The sequence below is a fragment of the Micromonospora rhizosphaerae genome, from assembly GCF_900091465.1.
In the GTDB taxonomy this organism is placed as follows: Bacteria; Actinomycetota; Actinomycetes; order Mycobacteriales; family Micromonosporaceae; genus Micromonospora; species Micromonospora rhizosphaerae.
The window spans coordinates 5423649-5449127 of the sequence record NZ_FMHV01000002.1 but is presented as its reverse complement, the minus strand read 5'-3'; the positions used below and the strand labels follow the sequence as shown (position 1 = coordinate 5449127).

The window sequence follows — 25479 nt, the reverse complement described above, 5'->3', positions numbered from 1 at the left end:
GATTGGAAGGGATTATGAAGATGCGCTCCGTCAGGAGAAAAGGCATTGCACTCACCATCGCCATGGCACTGGCGGTGGCGGGATGTAGCTCCGGCAACAAGGACGACGCCCCCAAGGCCGAGATGGCCGGGGATAAGGTCGTCATCGATGTGTTCTCGCCGGCCGACGCGGACACGAACCTGGACACGAACCCGGTCACGAAGAACATGAGTGACAAGTTCAAGATCCAGTTCCGATGGCAGACCACCACCTACGACGCCGGCCCAGCCAAGGAGAAGCGCCAGGTCGCGCTCGCCAGCGGCGACTACCCGGACATGTTCTTCCTGATCCCGTGGGTCGACGGGTTCACCAAGGCCGAGGTCCAGAAGCTGGGCAAGCAGGGCGCCGCGGTGCCGCTGGAGGACCTGATCAAGGAGAACGCGCCGAACATCCAGAAGGCGCTGGACTCCAACCAGACGCTCAAGGCGATGTCGACCGCGCCCGACGGGCACATCTACGCGTTGCCGCAGTGGGCCGACTGCTTCCACTGCACGTACCCGGACAAGCTGTGGATCAACAGCACCTGGCTGAAGAAGCTGAACCTGCAGATGCCGAAGACGACCGAGGAGCTGCGCGCCGTCCTGCGAGCATTCAAGACGCGGGACCCGAACGGCAACGGCAAGGCCGACGAGATCCCGATGACCACCGACACCCAGGACGGTGCCCTGATCGCGTACCTGATGGGCGCGTTCGCCTACGATCCGGTCGGCGCGAACAACGGCGTCCGGTCGCTGCTGGAACTCAACGGGGACAAGGTGGAGACGCCGGTCAACAAGCCCAACTGGCGCGAGGGTCTGAAGTACATCAACTCCCTGTACAAGGAAGGCCTGATCGACCCGGCCTCGTTCACCCAGAACGCCGAGGCGCTACAGGCGACCGGCAACAACCCCGCGGCCGTCCAGATCGGCTCCTCGCCCTTGCTGCATCCCTACATTTTCGTCTCGCCGGGCTCCAAGGACGGCCGGGACAAGCAGTACGACGCCGCGCCGCCGCTGACCGGCCCCGATGGCAAGAGCTACACCGGATACAACTACCCGACCTCGACCGGGTACACCTTCATGCTGACCAACAAGTCGAGCAACGAGGCGCGGATCGCCGCGATCAAGATGCTCGACTACATCTACACCGACGAAGGCCAGCTCCAGACGTGGGGCGGACCCGAGGGGGTCGCCTGGAAGAAGCCCGGCCCCGGCGACGTCGCGCTCGACCCGAACACCACGCCGATGTACAAGCCGTTGCCTGACGCGAGCGTCCCGAAGAACGTCCGGTGGGCGGCGCTGGCGCAGTACAACAACACCCTTGCCTTCCGCAATGCGCAGGTCGTGCCGCAGGACATCTACTCCGACACGGGGTACGAGCGGCGGCTGTTCCAGGCGACGAAGCTGTACGAGGGCCACGAGGACAAGGCGCAGGTCTTCCCGGAGGCCTCGGTCTGGGGGGACCCGAGCGTCAGCGCCGAGCTGGCGACCCTGAAGACCAACCTCGACAGCTATGTCACCCAGGGTCAGCTGGCCTTCATCACGGGGTCGAAGAACATCGACACCGACTGGGACACCTGGGTCTCGGGTCTCGACGGCGTCGGCCTGAAGCGGTACCTGGAGCTCTACCAGCAGGCCTACGACAGGTACAAGAACGGCAAGTGATACTGCGCCCAGCCGGTCGGCGCCGGCCGCAGAGCAGGCTCAGGCCGCTGCGGTCGGCGACGGCCCGCTGGGTGAGAGCACTCCTCACCCCGGTGAGGATCCCTTGAGGGGACCCGTTATGAAGCTCACTGCGCTGCCCCGCATTCGCGTGGATCTCGCCGACGCGGAGCACCTGACGTGGCGGTGATGTCCACGATCGTGCAGGCCGAGGCGTACCTGGTCGATATCGCCGTCGAGACGATCCGTACCGATGCGGTGCAGGCGTTCGTCAAGCGGGAGACGGTTTTCGTCGAGGTCCGCACGGCCGACGGCCGGCAGGGTACCGGCTACTCGTACACCACCGGGACCGGTGGCCGTGCTCGCGCTCCTGCGCGACCACCTGGTGCCCCGTCTGATCGGCCTGGACGCGGCCCGGGTCGAGGCGGTTTGGCGTGATCTCTACGCCAGCACCCGCGCCACCGCCGTCGGCGCGATCACCTCATTGGCCCTGGACGCTGTCGACACCGCACTGTGGGACCTGCGCGCCAAGGCCGCCGGCCTGCCCTGTGGGTGTTGGCCGGCGGAGCCAGGGACGCATCCGGCTCTACGACACCGAGGGCGGCTGGCTGCAGTTCAGCACCGAGGAGCTGGTCGCCGGGGCGAAGGCGTCCCAGGCGGCCGGTTGGCCGGGCGTCAAGCTGAAGGTGGGCAAGCTGCGGGCGGTAACCCGGTCCGAGATCGCCGTCGCCGACGGCCACGCTCTCGCTCCAACCGGCCCAGGGCTCGGCATCGACTGGGACCGGGACGCGATCGAGGACAGGAGAGTCGCGTGACGACGCGATTCCCACGGGTGATCCACAGTTCAGAGGAGGGCGCGTGAAGGCGACGGAACGGGTCCGGCTGGGGCGTACCGAGGTGGAGGTGACCCGGCTCGGCTTCGGACTCGCGCCGATCGGCGGGCTGTTCACACCCGTCGGCGACGAGATTGCCCGGGCCACGGTCGAGGCGGCCTGGAACCTCGGGCTGCGCTACTTCGACACCGCCCCGCTCTACGGCTGCGGCCTTTCCGAGCGCCGGGCCGGTGCGGTGCTGTCGGGCAAGCCGCGCGAGGAGTTCACGCTGTCGACCAAGGTCGGTCGGTTGCTCGTGCCGGGCGGTGCGCCGGAGCAGGAGTTCTGGGCGGAGTCGAGCGATCTCAGTCCGGTCTTCGACTTCTCGTACGACGGGGTGCTGCGCTCGCACGCGGAGAGCCTCCAGCGGCTGGGCCTGGACCGAGTCGACATCGCGCACATCCACGACCCGGACCACCATTTCGACGAGGCGGTGAGCGGGGCCTACCCGGCGCTGGCCGAGTTGCGTGCGCGGGGCGACATCGGCGCGGTCAGCGCAGGCATGAATCAGGCGGAGTTGCTGGTCGACTTCGCTCGGGCCGGCGACTTCGACTGTTTCATGCTCGCCGGGCGCTACACGCTGCTGGATCAATCCGGATCGACCGAGCTGTTGCCGCTGTGCCTGGAGAAAGGCATGTCGGTTCTCGCGGCGGGGGTGTACAACTCGGGCGTGCTCGCCGACCCGAAGCTGGGTGCCCACTACGACTACGTCCCCGCAGAGCGGAGCCTGATCGATCGGGCGCTGGCGATCCGGACGGTGTGCGAGCGGCACGGGGTGCCACTGCGAGCGGCGGCGATCCAGTTCCCGCTCGGCCATCCGGCCATCGCCGGCGTCGTGGTCGGAGCCCGGGATCCGGAGCAGATCACCGACAACATGGAAATGTTCGAATGGGAGATCCCGGGCGCGATGTGGGCCGATCTGAAGAAGGACGGGCTGCTGCCGGAGGAGGTTCCCACCCCGTGATCGTCGATGCGCACCACCACTTGTGGACCGCCGATTACCCGTGGCTCGCCGCGCCGGGCCTGGGGGCGATCCGGCGCGACTACACGGTCGCCGACCTCACGCCCCGGCTGGCCGCGGCAGGCGTCACGGCTGGCGTGCTGGTCGAGGCGGGCCGCTGCGACGCCGCCGAAACCGCCGAGTTCCTCGCCCTGGCCGCCGCCACTCCGCACATCGCGGGTGTGGTCGCTTGGGCGTCCCTCACCGATCCGGACCTGCCCGCCACCTTGGCCGGCTACCGCGACCTGCCCGGCGCAGTGAAACTCGTCGGTATCCGCGACCAGGTGCAGGGCGTCGACGACCCGGCGTTCCTAGCCCGCGCGGACGTGCGGTCGGCGCTGGCCACCATCGGCGCAGCGGGGTTGACCTATGATCTGGTGGTCCAGGTCGGGCAGTTGGCCGCCAGCGCCGCGGCGGCGCGCGCCACCCCGGGCACAATCTTCGTGCTCGACCACCTCGGCAAGCCACGCGTCGGCGCGGGAGCCGAGGGGTTCGCCGAGTGGTGCGCGGCCGTGGCGGGACTGGCCGCCTGTGACAACGTCGTGGCGAAGCTGTCCGGTCTGCTGACCGAGACCGGCCCCGGGTGGACCGTCTCCACCATCCGGCCGTACGTCGACACCGCGCTGGACCTGTTCGGTCCCGAGCGGCTCATGGTCGGCTCCGACTGGCCGGTCTGCGAGCTCGTCGCCTCGTATCCCGCTGCCCTGGAGGCGATCGGCAGCTGCCTGAGCGAGCTGTCGGCGGGCGAGCGGGCCGCCGTCGCGGCCGGCACCGCGATCCGTACCTATCGTCTGGAGGTTGGCTCTTGAAGCTCATGCGGGTTGGACCGGTGGGGGAGGAGAAGCCCGTTCTGTACGCCGACGGCCGCCACTTCGATCTGTCGTCGGTGACCGCCGATCTCGACCCGGCGTTCTTCGCCTCCGACGGGCTGCGGCGGGTAGGCGATGCGACCGGCCTGCCCGAGATCGACATCGCGGGACAGCGGATCGGGGCACCGATCGCGCGTCCCGGCGTGATCCTCTGCGTCGGCCAGAACTACGCCGCCCACGCGGCCGAGTCCGGCGCGCAACCGCCCACCACGCCGATCATCTTCTACAAGGCCCCGAACACGGTGGTCGGCCCGTTCGACGACGTGCTGATCCCGCGCGGATCTGTGAAGACCGACTGGGAGGTCGAGTTGGGCGTGGTGATCGGCCAGCGTGCCCGCTATCTGTCCTCTCCGGAGGAGGCGATGGCCCACGTCGCCGGTTTCGTGCTGTCCAACGACGTGTCGGAGCGGGACTTCCAGCTCGCGCAGTCGGGCGGGCAGTGGTCGAAGGGGAAGTCGTGCGAGACCTTCCAGCCGCTCGGGCCGTGGCTGGTGACGCCCGACGAGATCATCGACCCGCAGGCGCTGCGGCTGCGCTCCTGGGTCAACGACGACATTCGGCAGGACTCCTCCACCAAAGACATGATCTTCGACGTGGCGTACCTGGTGTGGCACCTGTCCCAGTACTCCGTTTTGGATCCGGGGGACCTCATCAACACCGGCACGCCGCAGGGTGTGGCGCTCTCGGGCCGATTCCCGTACCTGGTGCCGGGTGACGTGATGGAGGTCGAAATCGACGGTTTGGGCCGGCAGCGTTCGCTCCTCTGGAGCGCCTGATGGCCGTGATCGTCGCCGTCGACACCTTCGACGTACGGTTTCCGACGTCGCGCGAGCTGGACGGCTCCGACGCGATGAACCCCGACCCGGACTACTCGGCCGCCTACGTCGTCCTGCGCACCGACGACGGGCCCGACGGGCACGGGTTCACCTTCACCATCGGCCGCGGCAACGACATCTGCCGCGTGGCGATCGAGGCGCTCGCCCCATTCGTAGTCGGCGTCGATCCCGACGCCATCGACCTCGGCGCATTCGCCCGCACACTCACCCACGACTCGCAACTACGCTGGCTCGGACCGGAGAAGGGGTTGGTACACCTCGCGGCCGCGGCGCTCATCAACGCGATGTGGGACCTGGTTGCCAAACGCGCCGGCAAACCTGTCTGGCGCTATCTCGCCGACCTCACCCCCGAGCAGATCGTCGACCTCGTCGACTGGCGCTACCTCACCGACGCGCTCACCCCTGAGGAGGCGTTGCGGATCCTGCGGGCCGCCGAGCCGGGCCGGGCCGGGCGGATCGCAACGTTGCTGGCCCGCGGCTACCCCGCCTACACCACCTCACCGGGCTGGCTCGGGTACGACGACGAGAAGCTGGCCCGGCTGGCGAAGCAGGCCGTGGCCGACGGGTTCACCCAGATCAAGCTCAAGGTCGGCGCTGATCTGTCCGACGACGTCCACCGCTTCCGGACCGCTCGCGAGGCGGTCGGCCCGGGTGTCCGGATCGCGGTCGACGCCAACCAGCGTTGGGACGTCGACGTGGCAGTCGAGTGGATGACGGCGCTGGCCCCGTACGACCCGTGGTGGATCGAGGAGCCCACCAGCCCCGACGATGTGCTTGCCCACGCCGCGATCCGCGCCGCCCTGGCCACCGCGGCGCCCGAGGGCCGGCCGATCCGGGTCGCGACCGGTGAACACGTGCAGAACCGGATCGTGTTCAAACAGCTGCTGCAGGCGGGCGCAGTCGACTTCGTGCAGATCGACGCGTGCCGGGTCGGTGGCGTCAACGAGAACGTCGCGATCCTGCTGCTGGCCGCGAAGTACGGCGTGCCGGTGTGCCCGCACGCCGGCGGCGTCGGCCTGTGCGAACTCGTCCAACACCTGTCGATGTTCGACTTCGTGGCCGTGTCGGGAACGACCGAGAACCGGGTCCTCGAGTTCGTCGACCACCTGCACGAGCACTTCCTCGCCCCGGCGATCGTCCGCAACGGCCACTACGTCGCGCCGGCCCAGCCCGGCTTTTCGGCGGAGATGCGCCAGGACAGCATCGCCACCTACTCCTACCCCGACGGCCCGGCATGGGCGTCCCTGACGCCAACCGCACCGGGCGGATGTGAAAGAGAGAGCACTCTTGATGTTTGACGGTCTGGTGGCAGTGGTGACCGGTGGCGTCTCGGGGATCGGGCGCGCCTGTGTGGAAGCCTTCCACGCTGCCGGCGCCCGGGTGGGGGTGCTCGACCTCGATCCGACGGGAGCACTCGAGGATCCGCGCGTCCACGGGGTACGGGCCGATGTGGCTGACCGCGCCTCGCTCACCGCGGCGATGGCGTCGGTCGCGCACACGTTCGGTGGGGTGGACATCCTGGTCAACAACGCAGGGATCTCCGCCGTCGGCGAGGTCGAGGAGAACGATGACGCGCAATGGGCACGCGTCCTGGACGTGAACGTGACCGGAGTCGCCCGGACCACCGCTGTCACGCTGCCGTACCTGCGCCGATCCCGGGCGGCCGCAATCGTCAACATCTCCTCGATCGCGGCCAGCGCCGGCCTGCCGAAGCGGGCGCTGTACTCGGCATCGAAGGGCGCGGTACACGCGCTGACTCTTTCCATGGCCGCCGACCTGGTCGGCGAGGGAATCCGGGTCAACTGCGTCGCACCCGGCACGGTGGACACGCCGTGGGTGACCCGGCTGCTGGCCAACGCTGCCGATCCGCAGGCCGAGAAGCGTCAGCTTGCCGCTCGCCAGCCCACCGGCCGCCTGGTCACCGCGCAGGAGGTGGCGGAGGCTGTGGTGTATCTGGCGTCGCCGATGGCTGGGGCGGTGACGGGCACGTCTCTCGCCGTCGACGGGGGCATGTCGGGCCTGCGCCTGCCGGCGCGCGCGACCTGACCGGCGAAGGCGGGTGGGGTGACTACCACGGTGCGGGTGGAGGTCGATGGACGCGGGGGCACAGATCGACCTAAGCCGCCACCGGCGGCAGAGCCCGTCCGGCCACACTCGACGAGCGGTTCGACCACGCGGCGCGACCGACGGCGCTGGGTCCGTTCCCGGTCGTGCAGTTCGGCCTCGATGTCTGGCGCGCCAACGGAAAACGACCGGTACCCGGGACGCGGCGCGGAGACGCCCGACATCGTCCTCCGGTCCTGCTTCGACGTATGCGTCGAACTCGACAGTGACGACCAACGCTGATTGCCGTGCGCTTGGTCAGTCGGGGTCGCTGGCCAGGCCGACGATCCGCAGCGGGACGGGCAGTGCCCCGGAGCGCAGTTGGGCGGCCCGAAGCCGGCGCCGAGCGTGGGCCTTGGGAAAATCAATGCTTGACGAAGTTAATTATTGATTTTAGGTTTCCTCTATGTATCCCGAGTCCGGCGCGGGTCCGCTCGCCGCGGCCCCCAGCGGCAACGGCGGTGTTCACGGCCAAGCGTTCGGCGCCACCGCCGATTGCCCGCTGTCCATCCGCCCGCTGCCCCGCGAGGAGTGGGCTGCCGTGAGGATTCGGTCGGCCGTCGTTCCCTGACCCACCGGCGTCAATCCGGCCCCCGGCCAGCCATATCGCAACAGGCACCACCCCCGGCTTCCCCCAACCAGGAGGTGTGACTGTGATGTCACCGTTACCTACCATCGCGCAGCGTGTTGAACCCCACGCCCGACGCGAGAGCCGAGTCCGCACCGGCGTGGCAATTGCCGCCACCCTCACCTTGGCCCTCGGTGCGGGCGCCATCCCCGCGCAGGCTGTCGCACCCGGCCCGAAGACGCAGGCTGCCGTACCCGGTCCGAAGCCGAGCCCCGCGCCGGGCGGCGCGACGTCCGGTGTCACCACGAAGGACCCGTCGCCCGCCGACCGTGCGGCCGCGCAGAAGGCGGCAGCCGCGGCGGCCGCGCAGGGCGTCGCGGACCGCCCCTACATGGGGTGGAGCAGCTGGAGCCTGCAGGCCACCAAGTACCCCGGGGTCAACCCCAACGGCAACGCGAGCTTTCTGAACGAGGCCAACGTCCTCCAGCAGGTCGACGCACTCGCCACCAAGCTCAAGCCCTACGGCTACGAGTACGTCAACATCGATGCCGGCTGGTCCACCAACTACGACTGGGCGCTCAACTTCGACGGGTACGCGCGTGAGATCGCCTCGCCCGAGCGGTTCCCGCACGGCATGAAGTACGTGGCCGACGCCATCCACGCCAAGGGCCTCAAGGCCGGCATCTACCTCACCGTCGGGCTGAACAAGCCCGTGTACGGCAACGGCGCGGTGCCGATCTGGAACGCTTCGGGCTGCACCACCGCCGACATCGTCTACCCGGACCTGCGTACGACGAATGGTTGGGACGGCGCGTACAAGATCGATTTCTCGAAGCCCTGCGCCCAGAAGTACATCGACTCGCAGGCACAGCTGATCGCCGACTGGGGCTACGACTTCCTCAAGTTCGACGGCGTCGGCCCAGGCTCCTTCCGCGGCGGCGAGAACTACAACAACATCCCCGACGTCGCCGCCTGGCAGGCGGCCATCGCCAAGACCGGACGCCCGATTGAGTTTCTCCTGTCCTGGTCGCTGGACCGCAACTACGCCGCCGACTGGAAGCGGTACTCGAACGGCTGGCGGATCGACACCGATGTGGAGTGCTACTGCGACACCCTGGTCACCTGGAACAACTCCGTCAAGATCCGGTGGGACGACGTACCCGGCTGGACGCCCTGGGCCGGCCCCGGCGGCTGGAACAACCTCGACTCGCTCAACGTCGGCAACGGCGAGATGGACGGCCTCACCGAGGACGAGCGGCAAAGCTACATGACGCTGTGGGCGATCTCGGCGGCCCCGCTCTACGCCGGTGACGACCTCACCAAGCTCGATGCCTACGGCCTCTCCCTGCTCACGAACCGCGAGGTGATCGCGGTCGACCAGCAGGGCATCCCGGCCCGCCCGGTGACGCCCACCGGCTCCGCGCAGGTCTGGGGCATGAAGAACGTCGACGGCACGTACACGATCGCGCTGTTCAACATGGGCAGCTTCCCGGCACAGGTGACCGCGAACTGGAGCAGCTTCGGCTTCGGCGGCAAGGCCGCCGTGCGCGACCTGTGGCAGCACAAGGAGCTCGGCGGCTACGACGGCAGCATCTCCGCGACCCTGCCGTCGCACGGCTCCCGCCTGTTCAAGGTCACGCCCAAGGACGGAGCCGTCAAGATGGCCAGCTACGAGGCGGAGGCCAGCACGAACACCCTCGTACGCGGCGCCTCGGTCGCCGGCTGCGCCAACTGCTCCGGCGGCGCGAAGGCTGGCAACCTCTACAACGGCGGCGCACTGCGCATCAATGGCGTCACCGTGCCGAAGACCGGCACCTACCAGGTGAACATCCGCTACACCACGAACGATCCGCGCTCGGCGACCATCTCGGCCAACGGCCAGAACGCGGTCACCCTGGCCTTCCCACCGAGTGGTGGTTGGGACATCCCGGCCACGCTGACCGTAGCCATGCAACTGCATGTCGGCGCCAACACGATCGAGATCGACAGCACGACCCCCGTCTACTCACCCGACATCGACAAGATCGAGGTGCCGCTGACCGTACGGTAGACACGGCTCGTCACGGGGGCTGGAGCGGCACCGCCGCTCCAGCCCCCGTGCCATGTTGGTCTGGCTGGACGTGGATGAGTCGGGCTCGCGCTGCCCGCCGCTGGTGACCGGGGGCGGCGCGCGGGGTGGGCTCAGGCGGGGCGCAGCTCGGCGAGCAGCTTCTCCACCCGGCTGCGGATCTCGTCGCGGATCGGGCGGACGGCCTCGATGCCCTTGCCGGCGGGGTCTTCGAGCTTCCAGTCCTCGTACCGCCTGCCCGGGAACGCGGGGCAGACGTCGCCGCAGCCCATCGTGATGATGACGTCGGAGGCCTCGGCAGTGGCGTAGTCGAGGATCTTCGGCTTGTTGGCCGTGATGTCGATCCCGATCTCGCACATGGCCTCGACGGCGACGGGGTTGATCTGGTCGGCGGGCTCGGAGCCGGCGGAGCGGACCTCGACGGTGTCGCCGGCGAGGTGGCGAAGCCAGCCGGCGGCCATTTGGGAGCGGCCGGCGTTGTGGACGCAGACGAACAGGACGCTGGGCTTGGACATCAGGTGCCTTCCTTGGAGTACAGGTCGTAGGGCCCGTTCACTGGCGCCTCGGGGCGCGGCACAGGCAGGGACCGGTGGGGGTCGCTGTTGCGGTCGAGCAGCCGGTAGCGGCCGGCGGGACGCGGCGGGTTGAGCAGGTTGCGGTAAGGCTTGTCCGCTTCACCGTGCTCAGGGCCGGGGACGGTCATGGGCGGCGGTCCAGGGCCGGGTCACGCTCGTCGGAGGGAACGACGACCTGGTCGGCGGCCTGCCCGGCGTCGGGGTAGAGCGCGGCGAGCAGGCCGACGCCGACGGCCAGTCCGACCACCTGGGCGACGACGAAGCCGGGGACGGAGGCGGGGGCGATGCCGGCGAAGGTGTCGGTGAAAGCCCGGCCGATGGTCACCGCGGGGTTGGCGAACGAGGTCGACGAGGTGAACCAGTACGCCGCGCCGATGTACGCGCCGACTGCGGCGGGGGCGACCGGGGCGCGGCCGGAGCGGGCGAGAGCGAAGATCAGCAGGATCAGGCCGGTGGTGGCGACGACCTCACCGAGCCAGAGATGCCCGGCGGCCCGGTCCTTGCTCGACCAGGTCACGGCGGATAGATCGAACATCAGGTTCGTCAGCATCGACCCGCCGATCGCGCCGGCGATCTGGGCGACGACGTAGCCGCTGAGGTCCCTGGCGGTGAGACCGGTGCCGGCGCGGCGGCCGAGGAACCAGTCGGCGGCCGAGACAACGGGGTTGAAGTGGGCGCCGGAGACCGGGCCGAAGATCAGAATCAGCGCGCCGAGCGCGAGCGCGGTGGCGATCGAGTTCTCCAGCAGCTGGAGCCCGACGTCGCCGGGGGAGAGCGTGGCGGCCATGATGCCGGAGCCCACGACGGCGGCGACCAGCAGGGCCGTGCCGATGAACTCGGCCAGCAGGCGCCGCCGGAGTGCGATGGTCATCAGTCTGTTCTCTCCCATGGTGTTGTGCTGTGGCTGCGGAGCCGCTCAGGTCGGTTTACCGGCTGACGGGACGTTCAGCTGGGTATTCGCGCACGTAAGGGGTTCATGTCACTCACGGCCGTCTCCCGAACTCATGGCGGGGGTGATGACGGGGGCGACGCGGTCGACGCGGGCGGCGAGGTCGGCGAACGCGGCCTCGAACGCCGCGTCGGTGTCGACGCGGACCGGATCGGGCACCGACCAGTGCAGCCGGGGCCGGACCGGCCCGGTGAGTTCCTCGTGGGCGTTGTCGCAAACAGCGATCAGCAGGTCGTCGTCGCGTACGATGTCCGCAACGTGCGCGGTGCCGGTCGAAATCAGGTCGAGGCCGTGCCGTTGGGCAACCGCGACGGCGCGAGGATGAACCTGCCGGGCGGGCTTCGTGCCGGCCGACGCCGCCGCAGTGTGCGTGCGGTTGGACCAGAGGGCGGCGGCGAGCTGCGAGCGGGCGGAGTTGCGGGTGCACACGAACACCACCCGGCCCACCCCGGCCAGCGGCGGCGGGGTCAGCGTGGCTAGGGCCTCGGGCCGCAGCCGCAGGTAGGTGCGGCGGCGGTCGCCCTCGGACCGGCCGCGAACGACCAGGCCGGCCTCGGTGAGGACCTTGACGTGATGGGCGACCAGGTTGGTCGGCATGCCCAGGTCGTGGGCGATCTCCCCGGGGGAGGCGTCGCCCAGGGTGAGCGCGTCCACGATCGCCAGGCGCGCCGGGTCGCCGAGCGCGGCGTGGATCCGGGCGCGCCCCGAAAGAGAAGCAAGCTCAGCGTTCATTGAGTCAACTATCGCTGAGCGATATGCCGTTCGTCAAATGGGAGTACGGACAGTGCCTGGGGGTGCTTGGCGGGCTCAGCCGGCGGGTGGGTTCGACGGTCAGGAGCGCGGCGAGGTGGGGATGGCTGTGGCGTGGCGCATCGTGACCAGGCTGCAGGCGATGCGAGTGAGGCTGGCGGCGATGGCGAAGACGGCGAGTGACTGCCCCGGATTGTCTGACCGGACGTAGGCCGCGATCACCGTGATGTCCCCGGCGAGCGCGAGGGCGGCGATGGCGATGGTGGCGGCGAGTGCGTTTCGGGGGCTGGCTTCGGGTAGCCAGCGCATGAGACGTCCGGTGGTGGCGATGGTTCCGGCGGCGGTGGCGATCGCGATGATGATCAGTGGGATGGCGGGGATCGCGGCCAGCAGGGCGATGAGGCCGGTGCGCCAGGGGTGGGGCTGTAGTAGCAGGAGCCACCAGATGCCCACGAGGGGTCCGGTGGCGATGTACCAGGCGATGGTGCGTCGGGCATAGGCGGTGGCTAGTTCCCCGGCGAAGGCGTCGGCGACCGCTTGTGGGGTGCCGAACTGGGTGATCGCGGCGGTGACCGCGTCGTCTTCGGGTAGGCCGGCGGTGGTGTGGTCGCTGATGGCGTTCTCGAGCCCGTCGCGCAGCTCGGCGAGGATCTGCTCACGGCGCCGGCGCGGTCCATGCAGCCGCGCGGCGAGGTCGCTCAGGTATGCCTCCAGGCGTGCCTCGCCGGCTCGGGCGGTCAGGCGGTCGCTGGCCATGCCCGCCTACCCAAGACGGCGGTGACGGCGGTGGAGAAGTGGTCCCAGACTGCCCGCTGCTCACCGAGCGCGGCGTGGCCGGCGGGGGTGAGGTGGTAGGCACGGCGGCGGCGGCCGCCGACGGTCTGCCAGTCGCTGGCGATCAGGCCTGCGCGTTCGAGGCGGTGCAGCGCCGGGTAGACGGTGCCGGTCGGCAGGTCCAGTGCCCCGTCGCTGCTGGCTCGCAGGGCTTCGATGACGGCGTAGCCGTGCTGTGGCCCGGGTTCCAGGACCGCGAGCAGCAACGCGTCGAGATGGCCCTTGAGTAGTTCCGGTCGCATCGGCAACACCTGTGGCTCCTTCTTGCCGGTTGTGTCCCAGCGCATCTACTGTAGCGTCACAATACTTTGCAATGCTACATATGGTGGTGGGTGATGGACTCCAACCTGACGGTCGTGGACCTGGCGCAGGCGAGCCCGGTCGACCGGGCGGTCATCGGTGGGAAGGCGGCCGTGCTGGCGGACCTGACCGCGGCCGGGTTCCCGGTGCCGCCCGGCATCGTGGTCACCGCCGCAGCCCTCGACGACCCGCAGTTGGATGGACGGCTTGCGGCCGGCGTCGAGGGCTTGGGCGGGAACCGGTTCGCGGTGCGTTCGTCGGGAGCGGCCGAGGATCTACCGGATGCCTCCTACGCCGGCCTGTACGAGACGTACCTGAACGTGCCGGCCGACGGGCTGGGTGAGGCGGTGCGGCGATGCTTCGCCGCGGCCGGCAGCGAGCGGGTCACCGCCTACCACCAGCGCCACGGCGGGGCGACGGCGGCGATGGCGGTGCTAGTGCAGGTGATGGTGGACCCAGTTGCGGCCGGGGTGGCCTTCACCGCGCATCCGGTCACCGGCGACCGCGATCAGACGATAGTGGCCGCCGTCGCGGGGTTGGGGGATCCGCTGGTGTCGGGTGAGACGACCGGCGAAGAGTGGACGGTCACCGCGAGCCGCACCGCGATGACCCGGTCCGGCCCCGGCGGTGGACGGGTCCTCGCCGACGGCCAGGCCGACGCGGTCGCGGAGCTGTCGTGCCGGATCGCCGACCGGTACGACGGCCGCCCGCAGGACGTGGAGTGGGCCATCGACCGGGCGGGCCAGCTGTGGCTGCTGCAGGCCCGGCCGATGACCGCGGTGCCGGAGCCGGTGTCGTGGACGGCGCCGGGGCCGGGGTTGTGGATGCGCAACTTCCGGCTCGGGGAATGGCTCCCCGAGGCGGTCACTCCGCTGTTTGCCAGCTGGCTGCTGCCGGTGCTCGAGGACGGGTATCTCGATGGGATGTACGGCAGCGTCGGGGTGCGAGTGCCGTTCCGGTACGCGCTGGTCAACGGCTGGTACTACAACGCCACGCCGATCCCGTCATCGAAACTGTTGGCCGGCGTGCTGTGGCAGGGCCGCACTCGGGCGGTCAAGATCCTGCTCAACGCGTTGATCCGGGTCAGCTATGACCCGGATGCCGCCGACCGCGTCGTGCTGTCCGAACTGGAGCGGACCTGGCGTGAACAACAACTGCCCGGCTATCGACGCGTTGTGGCCACCGCAGAGGCGCAGGTCGACACGGCATCACCGCGGCGACTGGCCGAGCTCGTCGACGCACTCGGGCAAGAAGCCGGGATCTACCTCTGGTATCTGGCGATCGTCGGCGGGTCGGCGTGGAAGATGGAAGCCTGCCTGACTCGCTTCGTCCGCCGGCATCTCATCGACGTGCTACCCGACGATGAGGGCGGCGCGCAGGTGCTGCTGCGCGGACTCCCCGGCGCCCAGCCGGTGCCCGGCGCGCACGCCGTACAGAGCATCGATTGGTATCACCCGGTCGCCGGAGAACTAGCCACCGGCCAACCACCCCGAGCCGGCGACCGCTACCGCTCACTAGCCGAACAGCGCGTGGTTGCCGAACAACGCTGCCGAGCGGCGCTGGCCGACCGCCCGCGGCTGCTGGCTGACTTCGACCGGCTGCTAAAGGTCAACCAGCGCTACGCCGTCATCCGCGAGGAGCAGGCGCGCGAGTTCACCCTCGCCTGGCCCGTCCTGCGGGCCTGCACCGCCCGCCTCGGGCGGCACCTGGCCGACCTGGGGGCGATCGAGCAGCCCGACGACATCCACTTCTGCAACCGCGACGAAATGACCACGGCGATCGCCGGCGACCCCGGACAGCTCAGCGCCAAGGCCGCAGAGCGGCGCGCGCTCTGGCAGCGCCAACGCCGCCTGACCGCGCCGTTGACCCTCGGCCGTCCCGCGCGACTGATCGGCGACGTCATCGAACGCGCGGTGCAACAGGCCCGTGGCACCACGGAGACCGCCGAGGGCGCCATCGTCGGGCATCCCGCCTCGGCCGGCCGAGCCACCGGCGAAGTCGCCATCGTGCACGGACCGGAGGACTTCGACGGCTTCGCCGATGGTCAAGTGCTCGTCGCGAAGGCCACCGCCCCGGCATGGACGCCGTTGTTCTCGCGCGCCGCCGCAGTGGTCACCGACGGCGGCACCCTAGCCGCACACGCCTCCCTGGTGGCCCGTGAGTACGGCATCCCCGCCGTCGTCGGCACCGGCGACGCCACCCAACGACTGCGCCCCGGGCAGCTCGTAACCGTCGACGGAACAGCCGGCACCATCACACTCCACACCTAACCTGTCATGCCTGCAGGTTCGTTATGCGGGTCGGGGGACTGCGCAGCTTCCGGGTGGACGGCGCTAAAACGCCGGGTCGCCGGTGGGCGAGCTGGTCAGCAGCAGGTCGCCAGGTAAGACTGCAGCTCGGCGAGGGCGGCGAGCGCACCGCCCCGATCGGCCCGGTAGTACACGGTCTTCCCGTCGCGACGGGAGGTGACCACCCGCCCGCGTCGCAGCAGCGTCAACTGCTGCGACGCCGTGGCCTGGCTGATGCCCGTCCGCTCGGCCACCTCGCCCACCGACAGCTCAGCGCCCTGCGCGAACAGCATCATGATCCGCTGCCTGGTGGGGCTGCCCAGGGCCTTGAGGAACTCCTGCGTCTGCGGCGCCAGGCCCACCGGGACTCCGCCCGCGCGCGCGGGCGGGGATGCCCCTATGGGCTGTCCGGCTGTGGCGTCGCTCATGGCCCTACCTTCCCCCACCATCATCATATTGTCATTCAACAAAACGACGATATGATCGTCCCATGACATCCGAGCCAGTGATCATCATCGGCGGTGGCCAGTCAGGCCTCGCCGCCGCCCGAGCCGCCCTGACCGCGGGCCTGCGGCCCGTCGTCCTGGAGGCGGGCAGCGAGCCCGTCGGCTCCTGGCCCGACTACTACGACAGCCTCACCCTCTTCTCGCCTGCGCGTTACAGCGCCCTGCCCGGCATGCCCTTCGACGGCGACCCGGACCGCTACCCCCGCCGCGACGAGGTCACGGCGTACCTGCGCCGGTACGCGCAGACCGTGGACGTCGACATCCGCACCCGCAGCCGCGTCACCGCCGTGCGCCCTCGCCGCGACGGGGGATACCTCGTCCACACCGACGCCGGCGACGAGCTGGGCGCGGTCGGCGTCGTCGCCGCCAGCGGATCCTTCGGCAACCCGTACCTGCCGACACTCCCCGGCCAGGACGACTATGCCGGGGATCTCCGGCACGTCGCCCACTACCGCCAGCCGGAGGCGTACGCGGGCAAGCGAGTGGTCGTCGTTGGCGCCGGCAACTCCGCCGTCCAGGTCGCCTACGAGATCGCGGCCCACGCACGGGTCACGCTCGCCACCCGGGAACCCGTGCGCTTCCTGCCCCAACGCCTCGGCGGGCGGGACCTCCACCACTGGCTGCGGGTCACCGGCGCGGACCGCCTGCCACGCCGGGTCCTTACCCGTCTTGTCCGACACGCCACCGTGCTCGACACCGGCGTCTACCGCGACGCCCTCGCCTCCGGGCTGCTCTCCCGGCGGGACATGTTCACCGCCTTCACCCCTGACGGCGTCAGCTGGGCCGACGGCACGCCCGAGCCGGTCGACGCGGTCATCTTCGCCACCGGCTACCGCCCGGACGTTGCCTACCTCAAGCCCCTCGGCGCCCTCGACCATGGCGCGCCCCGGCAGGTGGGCGGGATCTCCACCACCCACCCGGGGCTGGTCTATCTCGGGTTGGAGTTCCAGCGATCCTTCGCTTCGAACACCCTGCGCGGCGTCGGTCGCGACGCCGCGCACGTCATGACTGCCCTCGCCGCTCATGTGTCCAGACGGCCTCGCCAGCGCCGGCAGCGGAAGGCGGACGTCGCCTCGCACTTGGGATCCGGCGCTCAACGCTGATCGCGTTTCGCGATCGGCGCTGGTAGGCACGGGGTTTGCCCGGCGGCTTACGCCTGCGACGAGGGGGCGGGCTCGACCGACAGCAGGGCGGCGAGCTGGCGCAGGATTCCCGGGCGGGCGCGGTAGTAGACCCACGTGCCCCGCCGATCGGCATCCACCAGGCCCGCTTCGCGCAGCGTCTTGAGGTGGTGCGAGATCGTCGGCCCGGTCAGGTCGAACGCCGGCGTCAGGTCGCACACGCACGCCTCCCCGCCCTCGGCGGAGGCGATCATCGACATCAACTGCAGCCGTACCGGGTCGCCGAGCGCCTTGAACGCGGGCGCGAGCACCGCGGCCGTCTCGGCCGGGACCCGGCGCTGCGCCAGCGGTGGGCAGCACGGCGCGTCGGCGTTGAGATCGATGACGGCGAGGGGTGCCTCTTGCTTTGACATGCCTCTAGGTTGACATCCCTCTAATCAACGTGCAACTCTCTGATTCGACGGGCGTCAAGACAGACGTCCGGAGGAAAAGAGGTCTCACGATGTTCGGCTTCACCCGCCGCCCTCGCACACCGCTGCCGGGTGTCCGGTTCTGCGACTCCTGCGCCCAGGTGTCCACCGCCGCCCAGCGCGCTGAGCGCCGCCTCGACCGTGCCCGCACCACCGCTTACACGCTGACCAGCCCCCGCTGAGGAGAGGAGCCAAGATGAGCCAGAACACCGCCGGCGCCGGCGGCTTCTCCGGCGACCCCGTCGCCGCGCTGCAGGTCATCGGCTCCGGCGCCTGCTGCGGCAGCCCCGCCCAAGCTGTCGGCGGGATCCTCCCGCCCGCTGGCGAGAGCGCCAGCTCCGGCGCAGACACGTGCTGCGGCACGCGGCAGGCCGCGCAGGCGGCTGACTCGTGCTGCGGCACGCAGGCCAAGGCCGACGCCATCGCCACCGGGCAGGGCTGCTGCTCATGACCGCCCCCACCGACCTCGCTGACCTGCTCAACCAGGTCAGCGCCGACCGGATGACCGCCACCATCGCCACCCTCGCCTCCGATCCTATGGCGGGGCGGCGTGTCGGCTCGGCCGGCGGGGTGGCGGCCCGCGCCTGGCTCGTCGACCAGCTCACCGCCCTCGGCGCCGACGTCCGCACTGAGGAGTTCCCGGTCCGCGCCGTGCCGCAGGTGTATGAAGCGCCGACGGTCACCTGGGGCGACCGGAGCGGCACCGCCCCGCTGGTTTTCGGGCGGCAGGTCGCAATCCACCCTGCCTCCGCTGACACGTCCGACATCCGTCGCGGCGCCCTCGGTGTCGCCGGCAGCGATGACCCGGCGGGGCGGTGGCTGGTCGTGCCGGCCGAGATGAGCCTGTTCGACGCCTACCGCGACACCCACGGCGCCGCCGGGCTACTGGTCCGCCGCCCGGTCGACGCCGAGGGCTGGCAGTTCACCATGCTCGCCGGCCCGGATCCCGGGCCGCTGCCGGTGTTGACCCTGGACCCGGACACCCACCACGCCGTCCTGGTCGCCGCAGTTGCAGGCGGCGGCTGGCTGGACGGGGCGACGCCGCTGCGGCGTGACGACGTCACCGGCACCAACATCCACGCCCAGCTCGGGCAGCCTGCCCCTGGTGGCGTCGTCCTGCTGTTGACGGCGCACTACGACGGCGTCGGCGATCACCCCGGGCTCCGCCTGCCTGGCGCTTCGGACAATGCCACCGGCGTCGCCGTGGTCCTTGAAGCCGCCCGCATTCTCACCACCGCACTGCCCGCCGGGGTGGGACTGTCTGTCACCCTGCTCGACGGGGAGGAGGTGGGCGCGCTCGGCTCCGGCCACCACGCCACCCAACTCCGCGCCGAAGGGGCCGCGCCGCTGGTCATCAACGTCGACGGCGCCGGCCGCCTCGACGGGGCGGCGGCGGTGGAGGCCGGCGGGCCCGCCCACCGCCTGCTCGCGTTGCTCGACCAGGCCGGACGGCACACCGGCGTCCCCCTGACGGCGGCACCGGTGGCGTCGGACAACCGTCGCTACGGCGGTGCCGGTTTCGCCGCGGTTGGGATCGGTGCCGGGATGGGCGGTTACCACAGCCCCGCCGACACCCCTGACAAGGTCGACCCGGCCACCCTGGCCGCGCTCGCCCGCCTCGTAGTCGCGACCGCCCACCTCACCGGGGCGGCACCTGCTAGGCTTTCATCGCCAATCGGCGATAGACGATAGAGGGAGTGGTGGTGGACGACCTCCTCGACCGGGATACCGCGCAGACCTACGCCTCGTGGTTCCGGGCCCTCGCGGACCCGAGCCGGGTGCAGATCGTGGAGTACCTGGCCCGGCACGCCCGGCCGATGAGCGTGGGGGAGATCGTCGCCGCCGTCGGCCTGGCCCAGTCCACTGTCTCCCAACACCTGAAGATCCTCACCGAGGTGCGGTTCGTGCTCGTCGAGCCGGTCGGCACCGCCCGGCACTACCGCATCAACGACGCCTGCGTCGGCTGCTTCCCGTCCGCCGCCGACGTCGTCATGGGCCGCCCGGCCCCCAGCCCGATCGGAGCCTGCTGATGGCCGACATCACCGTCCGCCCGATGACCTCGGACGACGCCGATCGTGTCCTCGCCATCTACCAGGCCGGCCTGGACGGCGGCGACGCCAGCTTCGAGACCACCGCGACCTGGGCGGCATTCGACCAGGGCAAGCTGCCTGACCACCGCCTTGTGGCCGTCGACGCGGACGACATCGTGGTCGGGTGGGTGGCGGTGTCGCCGACGTCGAGCCGTGCGGTCTACGCCGGGGTGGTCGAGCACTCCGTCTACGTCGACACCGCCGCACAGGGCCGAGGGGTGGCCCGGCTGCTGCTGGACGCGCTGATAGCCTCCACCGAGGCCGCCGGCATCTGGACCATCCAATCCGGCGTCTTCCCGGAGAACACCGCCAGTCTCACCCTGCACCAGCGGGCCGGGTTCCGCGTCATCGGCACCCGCGAGCGGGTCGGCCGGCACTACGGGCGGTGGCGCGACGTCATCCTGCTCGAGCGACGCAGCTCCGTCATCACCTGAACCCCTTCAGCTCCGCCCGCCCCAGCACAACTGCGCCTTCTTGATTCGACAGTTTTCAACACAGAGGAGTTTTCCGATGAGCGTCATGAACGAGCTGCCCGTCGTGGTGATCGGCGCCGGCCCAGTGGGTCTCGCTGCCGCCGCCCACCTGCACGAGCGTGGCCTGCCCTTCCTCGTTCTGGAGGCCGGCGACACCGCTGGCGCGGCGGTGCGGCAGTGGGGGCACGTGCGGGTGTTCTCCCCGTGGCGCTACAACGTCGACCCGGCCGCCCGCCGGCTGCTCGACGACGCCGGCTGGGTCGCCCCGGCCGAGGACGCGCTGCCCAGCGGCGCGGAGCTGGTCGCGGACTACCTCCAGCCCCTCGCGGAGCTGCCGCAGCTCAAGCCTCACCTGCGCTACGGCGCGCGGGTGGAGGCGATCAGCCGCCTCGGCCTGGACCGGCTGCGCACTGCGGGCCGCGAGCAGGCCCCGTTCCTGATCCGCCTCGTCGACGGTGACGAGCTGCTGGCCCGCGCGGTTATTGACGCCTCCGGCACCTGGGGCACTCCTAACGTGCTCGGCGCCTCGGGCCTGCCCGCCCGGGGCGAGAAGAACGTGGCCGCCTTCCTGGATCACGCGCTGCCGGACGTGCTCGGCGCGGACCGGGACCGCTTCGCCGGCCGGCACACCCTCGTCGTCGGCGCCGGCCACTCGGCGGCGAACACGCTGCTCTCCCTGGCTGAGCTGGCGGCCGCGGAGCCGGGCACGGAGGTGACCTGGGCGATCCGCTCCGCGAGTCCGGCCCGCACCTACGGCGGTGGCGACGCCGACGCGCTGCCCGCCCGCGGGGCGCTCGGCTCCCGGCTGCGCGAACACGTGGAAGCCAGCCGGATCCGGCTGCTCACCGGCTTCTCCGTGCACGCGCTCACCCCGACCGACGGCCGGGTCGCCGTGGTCGTCCGCCACGCCGACGGCACGGACGAGTCCGTCACCGTTGACCGGATCGTCGCCGCCACCGGCTTCCGCCCCGACCACTCGATCGCCGCCGAGCTGCGCCTGGACCTTGACCCGGTCATGGGCGCCACCCGGGCGCTCGCCCCGCTGATCGACCCGAACGAGCACTCCTGCGGCACCGTGCCTCCGCACGGCGTGGACGAGCTCGCACACCCGGAGGTCGGCTACTACGCCGTCGGCATGAAGAGCTACGGCCGCGCGCCCACCTTCCTCATGGCCACCGGCTACGAACAGGTCCGCTCCGTCGTCGCCGCCCTCGCCGGGGACTGGCAGGCGGCCCGCGACGTCCAGCTCGACCTGCCCGAGACCGGCGTCTGCAACAGCAACCCCGCCGACTCCACCGGCACCGACAGCTGCTGCGGACCAGCCCCGGCGGAGACGGCCGGCAAGGGCCTGGCCACCGGCATCTCCGGCGGGCTGCTGTCCGCACCGCTGAACCTCATCAGCCTCGACGTCGCACCCGCCGGCGACCAGACCGGCGGCTGCTGCGGCAGCTGATGACCACCAACCTCACCACGGTGCCCGCCGGCCGGCAGGTCGGCGGGCACCACGCCCACGGCCGGCGCATCGTCGCCGCCCTCGCCATCACCACCACCATCGGCTACGGCACCCTCTACTACGCCTACGCGGTTCTGCTCCGCCCGATCGCGGCCACCCTCGGCGCTTCCGCCGCCGCTGTCACCGGCGCACTCACCGCCTGCGTCCTCGCCGGCGCCCTCATGGCCATCCCCGTCGGACGGTGGCTCGACCACCACGGCGGATGCGCCCTGATGACCATCGGCTCCATCGCCGCGACGGTCCTGCTGATCGCCTGGTCCCAAGTCCAGACCATCTGGCAGCTCTACGCCGTCATGATCGGCATCGGCATCAGCGGCGCGATGGTCCTCTACGAGCCCGCCTTCGCCGTGATCGTCACCTGGTTCACCCCCGAGCGGCGCGCCACCGCGCTGCTCGCCGTCACCATCGTCGCCGGCTTCGCCAGCACCATCTTCATGCCGCTCACCGGCTTCCTCGACGCACACCTCGGCTGGCGCGGCACCCTGCTCGTCCTCGCCGCCATCTACGGCGTGGTGACCGTGCCCCTGCACGCCCTCACCATCCGCAAACCTCCGTCCCCGCCGGCCGCGTTCTCGGCGCCGCCGAACCGGCAGGACAACAGGCAGCGCACATCTGTCGCTCGCACCGCCATGCGCGATGCCAGGTTGTGGATCCTCGCAGGCACCTTCACGGCCCACGGCGCGGCCACCAGCACCATGACGGTCCACATCGTCGGTTACCTCGCCAGCCGGGGCCACCCGGCCACTTTCGCCGCCTCCATCGCCGGCCTGCTGGGTGTCCTGTCCGTCACCGGACGCCTTCTGCTGACCGCCGCCCGTCGTCGGCTGGCCGTGACCACCATCGTCGCCGCTGTCTTCGCCACGCAGGCCCTCGCGGTCCTCGCCATGCCCGCGCTCGCCGGGACCCCGATCGGCGCGATCATCACGGTCACCGGCTTCGGACTCGGCTTCGGCATCGCCAGCCTTGCCACCCCGGCCCTGCTCGCCGACCGCTACGGCACCACCGCCTACGCCACCATCGCCGGACGGCTCGCCGCCTGCGTCACCATCGCCAAAGCCACCGCACCGCTGGTCGCCGCCACGGTCCTCGCCAGCGAGGGTTATGACGTGCTGCTGGGAGTCGTCGCGTCCGCGTGCTTCCTTGCAGCGGGCGGCATGATGATCAAGCAGGGGAGGAGGACCCACGTCCGCGGCAGGCGGTTCGGGCAGGCTGTTTAGGGCAAGCCTTTGGAGCGGGCGAACTACATGCCTTAGCCGAGGCGAAGCCGGCCCCCGAAGGGTCGACGCCGATCCGCCAGGAGGTGTCCATTGCGAGCTGGGCGGCGAGCGTGGCGGCGATGCCGGCGACGGTCACGACCAGGCCGCCGACGTGCAGCGGTCGGTGGTCGAGGCCGGGTAGTGAGCGCATGCCGGCGAGGGCGGCGGCAGGGCCGGCGAAGCCGAGCACGAGAGCGGCGACGAACAGCAGCTTGGCCCACCAGCGCAGGGTGCCGGGCCGGTCGGCGTTGCAGAAGCCTCAGCATATCCGGTCCGGCCAGGCGCTCCACCACCAAGCCGGTGCGGCCATCGCAGTCCATGACGTCGACCAGCCTCGGTGCGACGCCACGATCTTCCAGTGACCGGAGGGCCAACGTCTCGGTGCGGTGGCCGCCGAAGCCGGGACGGTACAGCTTGAGCACCGTCCCGTCGCCGCACGCGTACACGTCCGCCTCGCGACCCGCGCCGAGCCGTGGCCCGAGCGCCCCGGCGCTCGCGATGTTCACGCGCCCGTCTCCGGCGTGGCCGGTTTGCGGGCGCGGATGCGCTCCACCGCCCAGCGCGAGAACCTGTGTCAAGGTCCGCTTGACCGCGCGGGCTCCCGTACCAGATCCATTCCGTTGATGCCGGGACCAGAGGGGCTGGGATCCAGAGAATGGAGCCCGTGGCCTCTGAACAGGAAGCACTCCAGCGCCTGCGGGGCGCCCTCGTGCGAGTTCATGAACGTGCTGTGGTGCACGACGATGACGGCCTGCACATAGCGGCCCACGAAATCAGCCAGGCGGTCTGTGAGTTGGGACATCCATGTCCCGAGGGGCCGGAATTCCGCGCCTGCCCCATATGCCAGGCCCTACCGGGCCAGCGCTGCATCAACCTGCCCGGACACACCTTGCAGGACCACTACCACCCCGAGCGGTGTCCGCAGACGTGACCCGCGCCTCCATTGCTTTTCGGAGGTGCCGTGCGTAGCCGAGATCCGGGTGTGCGGTCAGAGTTGGTGCGGCGAGAAAGCCGGGAGGCGTATGAGCGGCTTCGCACCTATCTCATCATCGCGGTCCAGGCGGGTGCAGCGGCCGGTTTGTCCTGGTTCATTGCGGACGACGTGCTGCACAATTCGCAGGCGTTGTTTGCGCCCGCCGCCTCGATCGGCACGATCGCGGCGGCCCTTGGCAATCGGATCAGGCGAGCGGCGGAACTCATCGCTGGGGTGATCGTTGGGGTGTTGGCCGGACAGTTGATCATCGAGGTCATCGGGACGGGACCTATACAAACTGGCCTGATCGTGGCGGTCGCGATCTCGTCGGCAGCCGTGATTCGTGGGGGCGGAGCCGTCATGGTGCACGCCGGAAGCACCGCCCTGCTGCTGGGAACGCTCGCTGCGGAACAATCACACCTGGCCGTGGCGCGGACCGTCAACGGGCTGATCGGAGGGGTGGCGGCCATCGCCGTTGCGCTGCTGATCCTGCCGGCCAACCCCGTGCGCGTCGTACACCGCTCTGCCGGTCCGACACTGGATATCTTCGCACGTAATCTCACGGCTGTCGCTCAGGCCTTGGAGCAGCGCGACGTTCAACAGGCCGCGGGCGCATCGCAGCGCTTGGTCGCGGTAGAGAAGGAAAGAAACAAGACGATCGAGATGGTCGCTGCGGCGGGGGAGATAGCGGTTCTCTCACCCTGGCGGTGGCGACGATTGGACATCCTGCGCCGGTACCAGCATGCCTCCGAGCACCTCCAATACGCCTACTCGAACAGCCGCGAGATGGCGCATTGGGTCGTATCGACGTTGCGGCAGCGTGAACCGGTACCGGCCAGCCTTCCAGCGTCGATCGAGCACCTCGGCCAGGCGGTTAGGCTGCTGCATCGTGATTTCCTCGCCGGGCGAGAGCCCGACCTTGCGCGCGCGCGGGCGCAACAGGCCATCGAGGAAGTCAACCAAGCCTGCGCCGAGGATGTCGAGTTCTGTGGGAAGGTCCTCGTTTCGCGGCTGCGCCTTGCCATCAGCGAAGTGCTTCAAGCATCCGGAGTGCCAAAGGCAGAGGCGAATCAGCAGGCGCGGTTGGCGCCCGACGCGAGTTGAGTAAACAATCTGTGTTGCCCTCTTGATATCTGACGGCGCGGATGCCGGGGGTGCCGCTGGCTCTGGAGCATGCGGTGGAGCCGCGTACTCCGAATCGGGCAGCTACACTCTGGGTTACGACCTCGTGACCTCCGCGCGGCTACCAAATCACCGGCAACCCGGTCGGACGTGCCATGCATAGGAAGAGCGGCTGTCAGCCGAGCGAGATGGCACCGAGAAGCCGCAACCCGCGTTGGGAATCGGTTCGTGTCGATCCTCGGACACGAACCGAATCCCAACGGG

The 25479-nt window shown here is 70.2% G+C and carries 27 protein-coding genes; 19 read left to right on the top strand and 8 right to left on the bottom strand.

Features of this window, described 5'->3' with window-relative positions:
- Positions 1 to 20 precede the first annotated feature (20 nt).
- The 9 genes from GA0070624_RS25605 (at position 21) to GA0070624_RS25570 (ending at position 9977) form a co-directional block, all read left to right on the top strand.
- Complete coding sequence (locus GA0070624_RS25605) at positions 21 to 1682, top strand: type 2 periplasmic-binding domain-containing protein (RefSeq protein ID WP_091349784.1); 1662 nt, start codon at positions 21 to 23, stop codon at positions 1680 to 1682.
- 186 nt (positions 1683 to 1868) lie between these two features.
- Positions 1869 to 2117 (top strand): hypothetical protein, encoded by a 249-nt coding sequence (locus GA0070624_RS35365; RefSeq protein WP_218105443.1) that lies wholly within the window; start codon positions 1869 to 1871, stop codon positions 2115 to 2117.
- A complete protein-coding gene (locus GA0070624_RS36980) occupies positions 2032 to 2541 on the top strand; it encodes a hypothetical protein (RefSeq protein WP_218105299.1) in 510 nt (169 codons plus the stop codon). Before GA0070624_RS35365 ends, GA0070624_RS36980 begins: the two co-directional genes overlap by 86 nt.
- Positions 2538 to 3515, top strand: coding sequence for an aldo/keto reductase (locus tag GA0070624_RS25595; RefSeq protein ID WP_091345429.1), 978 nt, complete (start codon positions 2538 to 2540; stop codon positions 3513 to 3515). Before GA0070624_RS36980 ends, GA0070624_RS25595 begins: the two co-directional genes overlap by 4 nt.
- On the top strand, positions 3512 to 4360 hold the full coding sequence (locus tag GA0070624_RS25590; protein ID WP_245718983.1) for an amidohydrolase family protein: 849 nt from the start codon (positions 3512 to 3514) through the stop codon (positions 4358 to 4360). Before GA0070624_RS25595 ends, GA0070624_RS25590 begins: the two co-directional genes overlap by 4 nt.
- A gap of 5 nt (positions 4361 to 4365) precedes the next feature.
- Positions 4366 to 5196 carry a fumarylacetoacetate hydrolase family protein gene (locus GA0070624_RS25585; RefSeq protein ID WP_425413558.1) on the top strand — a complete coding sequence of 277 codons (831 nt, stop codon included), beginning with the start codon at positions 4366 to 4368 and terminating at the stop codon, positions 5194 to 5196.
- Entirely contained in the window at positions 5196 to 6554 is a 1359-nt protein-coding gene (locus GA0070624_RS25580; RefSeq protein WP_091345423.1) for an enolase C-terminal domain-like protein, read from the top strand. The genes GA0070624_RS25585 and GA0070624_RS25580 overlap by 1 nt, the downstream gene beginning before the upstream one ends.
- Positions 6547 to 7302: an SDR family NAD(P)-dependent oxidoreductase gene (locus GA0070624_RS25575; protein WP_091345421.1), complete on the top strand. Its 756-nt coding sequence runs from the start codon at positions 6547 to 6549 to the stop codon at positions 7300 to 7302. The genes GA0070624_RS25580 and GA0070624_RS25575 overlap by 8 nt, the downstream gene beginning before the upstream one ends.
- A gap of 713 nt (positions 7303 to 8015) precedes the next feature.
- Positions 8016 to 9977 (top strand): CBM35 domain-containing protein, encoded by a 1962-nt coding sequence (locus GA0070624_RS25570; protein WP_091345418.1) that lies wholly within the window; start codon positions 8016 to 8018, stop codon positions 9975 to 9977.
- 131 nt (positions 9978 to 10108) lie between these two features.
- Here GA0070624_RS25570 and GA0070624_RS25565 read toward each other — a convergent pair whose 3' ends face one another.
- The 6 genes from GA0070624_RS25565 to GA0070624_RS25540 form a co-directional block, all read right to left on the bottom strand.
- Positions 10109 to 10513, bottom strand: coding sequence for an arsenate reductase ArsC (locus tag GA0070624_RS25565; RefSeq protein ID WP_091345416.1), 405 nt, complete (start codon positions 10511 to 10513; stop codon positions 10109 to 10111).
- Entirely contained in the window at positions 10510 to 10698 is a 189-nt protein-coding gene (locus GA0070624_RS25560) for a hypothetical protein (protein WP_091345414.1), read from the bottom strand. The genes GA0070624_RS25565 and GA0070624_RS25560 overlap by 4 nt, the downstream gene beginning before the upstream one ends.
- Positions 10695 to 11441, bottom strand: a complete 747-nt coding sequence (locus tag GA0070624_RS25555; RefSeq protein WP_091349782.1) for an aquaporin — start codon at positions 11439 to 11441, stop codon at positions 10695 to 10697. Before GA0070624_RS25555 ends, GA0070624_RS25560 begins: the two co-directional genes overlap by 4 nt.
- Before the next feature lie 108 nt (positions 11442 to 11549).
- Entirely contained in the window at positions 11550 to 12251 is a 702-nt protein-coding gene (locus tag GA0070624_RS25550; protein ID WP_091345412.1) for an arsenate reductase/protein-tyrosine-phosphatase family protein, read from the bottom strand.
- A gap of 99 nt (positions 12252 to 12350) precedes the next feature.
- Entirely contained in the window at positions 12351 to 13025 is a 675-nt protein-coding gene (locus GA0070624_RS25545; RefSeq protein WP_091345410.1) for a permease prefix domain 1-containing protein, read from the bottom strand.
- Positions 13007 to 13390 (bottom strand): PadR family transcriptional regulator, encoded by a 384-nt coding sequence (locus GA0070624_RS25540; RefSeq protein ID WP_425413522.1) that lies wholly within the window; start codon positions 13388 to 13390, stop codon positions 13007 to 13009. The genes GA0070624_RS25545 and GA0070624_RS25540 overlap by 19 nt, the downstream gene beginning before the upstream one ends.
- 48 nt (positions 13391 to 13438) lie before the next feature.
- Here GA0070624_RS25540 and GA0070624_RS25535 point away from each other — a divergent pair, with 48 nt between their 5' ends.
- A complete protein-coding gene (locus GA0070624_RS25535; RefSeq protein WP_091343909.1) occupies positions 13439 to 15673 on the top strand; it encodes a PEP/pyruvate-binding domain-containing protein in 2235 nt (744 codons plus the stop codon).
- 95 nt (positions 15674 to 15768) lie between these two features.
- Here GA0070624_RS25535 and GA0070624_RS25530 read toward each other — a convergent pair whose 3' ends face one another.
- The gene (locus GA0070624_RS25530) at positions 15769 to 16119 is read right to left on the bottom strand and encodes an ArsR/SmtB family transcription factor (protein ID WP_091349248.1); all 351 of its coding nucleotides are present in this window, start codon (positions 16117 to 16119) and stop codon (positions 15769 to 15771) included.
- Positions 16120 to 16181: 62 nt separating this feature from the next.
- Between GA0070624_RS25530 and GA0070624_RS25525 the strand changes: the two genes are divergently transcribed.
- Positions 16182 to 17300, top strand: a complete 1119-nt coding sequence (locus GA0070624_RS25525) for a flavin-containing monooxygenase (protein WP_091343912.1) — start codon at positions 16182 to 16184, stop codon at positions 17298 to 17300.
- Between the two features lie 47 nt (positions 17301 to 17347).
- Here GA0070624_RS25525 and GA0070624_RS25520 read toward each other — a convergent pair whose 3' ends face one another.
- Entirely contained in the window at positions 17348 to 17731 is a 384-nt protein-coding gene (locus GA0070624_RS25520) for an ArsR/SmtB family transcription factor (protein ID WP_091345408.1), read from the bottom strand.
- 89 nt (positions 17732 to 17820) lie between these two features.
- Here GA0070624_RS25520 and GA0070624_RS35010 point away from each other — a divergent pair, with 89 nt between their 5' ends.
- The 8 genes from GA0070624_RS35010 (at position 17821) to GA0070624_RS25475 (ending at position 25197) form a co-directional block, all read left to right on the top strand.
- Positions 17821 to 17970, top strand: coding sequence for a hypothetical protein (locus tag GA0070624_RS35010; protein ID WP_176731871.1), 150 nt, complete (start codon positions 17821 to 17823; stop codon positions 17968 to 17970).
- 14 nt (positions 17971 to 17984) lie between these two features.
- Positions 17985 to 18239, top strand: a complete 255-nt coding sequence (locus GA0070624_RS25515; RefSeq protein ID WP_091345403.1) for a hypothetical protein — start codon at positions 17985 to 17987, stop codon at positions 18237 to 18239.
- The gene (locus GA0070624_RS25510; RefSeq protein ID WP_218105298.1) at positions 18236 to 19480 is read left to right on the top strand and encodes a M28 family metallopeptidase; all 1245 of its coding nucleotides are present in this window, start codon (positions 18236 to 18238) and stop codon (positions 19478 to 19480) included. The genes GA0070624_RS25515 and GA0070624_RS25510 overlap by 4 nt, the downstream gene beginning before the upstream one ends.
- An 11-nt stretch (positions 19481 to 19491) precedes the next feature.
- Positions 19492 to 19818 carry an ArsR/SmtB family transcription factor gene (locus GA0070624_RS25505; protein ID WP_091349775.1) on the top strand — a complete coding sequence of 109 codons (327 nt, stop codon included), beginning with the start codon at positions 19492 to 19494 and terminating at the stop codon, positions 19816 to 19818.
- Entirely contained in the window at positions 19818 to 20312 is a 495-nt protein-coding gene (locus tag GA0070624_RS25500; RefSeq protein ID WP_091345400.1) for a GNAT family N-acetyltransferase, read from the top strand. The genes GA0070624_RS25505 and GA0070624_RS25500 overlap by 1 nt, the downstream gene beginning before the upstream one ends.
- Before the next feature lie 76 nt (positions 20313 to 20388).
- A complete protein-coding gene (locus GA0070624_RS25495; RefSeq protein ID WP_091345397.1) occupies positions 20389 to 21804 on the top strand; it encodes an FAD-dependent oxidoreductase in 1416 nt (471 codons plus the stop codon).
- Entirely contained in the window at positions 21804 to 23081 is a 1278-nt protein-coding gene (locus tag GA0070624_RS25490; protein ID WP_091345395.1) for an MFS transporter, read from the top strand. Before GA0070624_RS25495 ends, GA0070624_RS25490 begins: the two co-directional genes overlap by 1 nt.
- A gap of 1036 nt (positions 23082 to 24117) precedes the next feature.
- Positions 24118 to 25197 carry an FUSC family protein gene (locus GA0070624_RS25475; protein WP_245718982.1) on the top strand — a complete coding sequence of 360 codons (1080 nt, stop codon included), beginning with the start codon at positions 24118 to 24120 and terminating at the stop codon, positions 25195 to 25197.
- Positions 25198 to 25479 lie beyond the last annotated feature (282 nt).

What these genes read in the sequence shown, in the direction of transcription:
- GA0070624_RS25550 (WP_091345412.1), bottom strand. Translation starts at nt 12,251, where the DNA reads ATGAACGCTGAGCTTGCTTCTCTTTCGGGGCGCGCCCGGATCCACGCC.
- GA0070624_RS35010 (WP_176731871.1), top strand. Translation starts at nt 17,821, where the DNA reads ATGTTCGGCTTCACCCGCCGCCCTCGCACACCGCTGCCGGGTGTCCGG.
- GA0070624_RS35365 (WP_218105443.1), top strand. Translation starts at nt 1,869, where the DNA reads ATGTCCACGATCGTGCAGGCCGAGGCGTACCTGGTCGATATCGCCGTC.
- GA0070624_RS25585 (WP_425413558.1), top strand. Translation starts at nt 4,366, where the DNA reads ATGCGGGTTGGACCGGTGGGGGAGGAGAAGCCCGTTCTGTACGCCGAC.
- GA0070624_RS25560 (WP_091345414.1), bottom strand. Translation starts at nt 10,698, where the DNA reads ATGACCGTCCCCGGCCCTGAGCACGGTGAAGCGGACAAGCCTTACCGC.
- GA0070624_RS25580 (WP_091345423.1), top strand. Translation starts at nt 5,196, where the DNA reads ATGGCCGTGATCGTCGCCGTCGACACCTTCGACGTACGGTTTCCGACG.
- GA0070624_RS25575 (WP_091345421.1), top strand. Translation starts at nt 6,547, where the DNA reads ATGTTTGACGGTCTGGTGGCAGTGGTGACCGGTGGCGTCTCGGGGATC.
- GA0070624_RS25605 (WP_091349784.1), top strand. Translation starts at nt 21, where the DNA reads ATGCGCTCCGTCAGGAGAAAAGGCATTGCACTCACCATCGCCATGGCA.
- GA0070624_RS25555 (WP_091349782.1), bottom strand. Translation starts at nt 11,441, where the DNA reads ATGACCATCGCACTCCGGCGGCGCCTGCTGGCCGAGTTCATCGGCACG.
- GA0070624_RS25500 (WP_091345400.1), top strand. Translation starts at nt 19,818, where the DNA reads ATGGCCGACATCACCGTCCGCCCGATGACCTCGGACGACGCCGATCGT.
- GA0070624_RS25530 (WP_091349248.1), bottom strand. Translation starts at nt 16,119, where the DNA reads ATGAGCGACGCCACAGCCGGACAGCCCATAGGGGCATCCCCGCCCGCG.
- GA0070624_RS25495 (WP_091345397.1), top strand. Translation starts at nt 20,389, where the DNA reads ATGAGCGTCATGAACGAGCTGCCCGTCGTGGTGATCGGCGCCGGCCCA.
- GA0070624_RS25510 (WP_218105298.1), top strand. Translation starts at nt 18,236, where the DNA reads ATGACCGCCCCCACCGACCTCGCTGACCTGCTCAACCAGGTCAGCGCC.
- GA0070624_RS25570 (WP_091345418.1), top strand. Translation starts at nt 8,016, where the DNA reads ATGTCACCGTTACCTACCATCGCGCAGCGTGTTGAACCCCACGCCCGA.
- GA0070624_RS25520 (WP_091345408.1), bottom strand. Translation starts at nt 17,731, where the DNA reads ATGTCAAAGCAAGAGGCACCCCTCGCCGTCATCGATCTCAACGCCGAC.
- GA0070624_RS25535 (WP_091343909.1), top strand. Translation starts at nt 13,439, where the DNA reads ATGGACTCCAACCTGACGGTCGTGGACCTGGCGCAGGCGAGCCCGGTC.
- GA0070624_RS25525 (WP_091343912.1), top strand. Translation starts at nt 16,182, where the DNA reads ATGACATCCGAGCCAGTGATCATCATCGGCGGTGGCCAGTCAGGCCTC.
- GA0070624_RS25540 (WP_425413522.1), bottom strand. Translation starts at nt 13,390, where the DNA reads ATGCGCTGGGACACAACCGGCAAGAAGGAGCCACAGGTGTTGCCGATG.
- GA0070624_RS25545 (WP_091345410.1), bottom strand. Translation starts at nt 13,025, where the DNA reads ATGGCCAGCGACCGCCTGACCGCCCGAGCCGGCGAGGCACGCCTGGAG.
- GA0070624_RS25490 (WP_091345395.1), top strand. Translation starts at nt 21,804, where the DNA reads ATGACCACCAACCTCACCACGGTGCCCGCCGGCCGGCAGGTCGGCGGG.
- GA0070624_RS25515 (WP_091345403.1), top strand. Translation starts at nt 17,985, where the DNA reads ATGAGCCAGAACACCGCCGGCGCCGGCGGCTTCTCCGGCGACCCCGTC.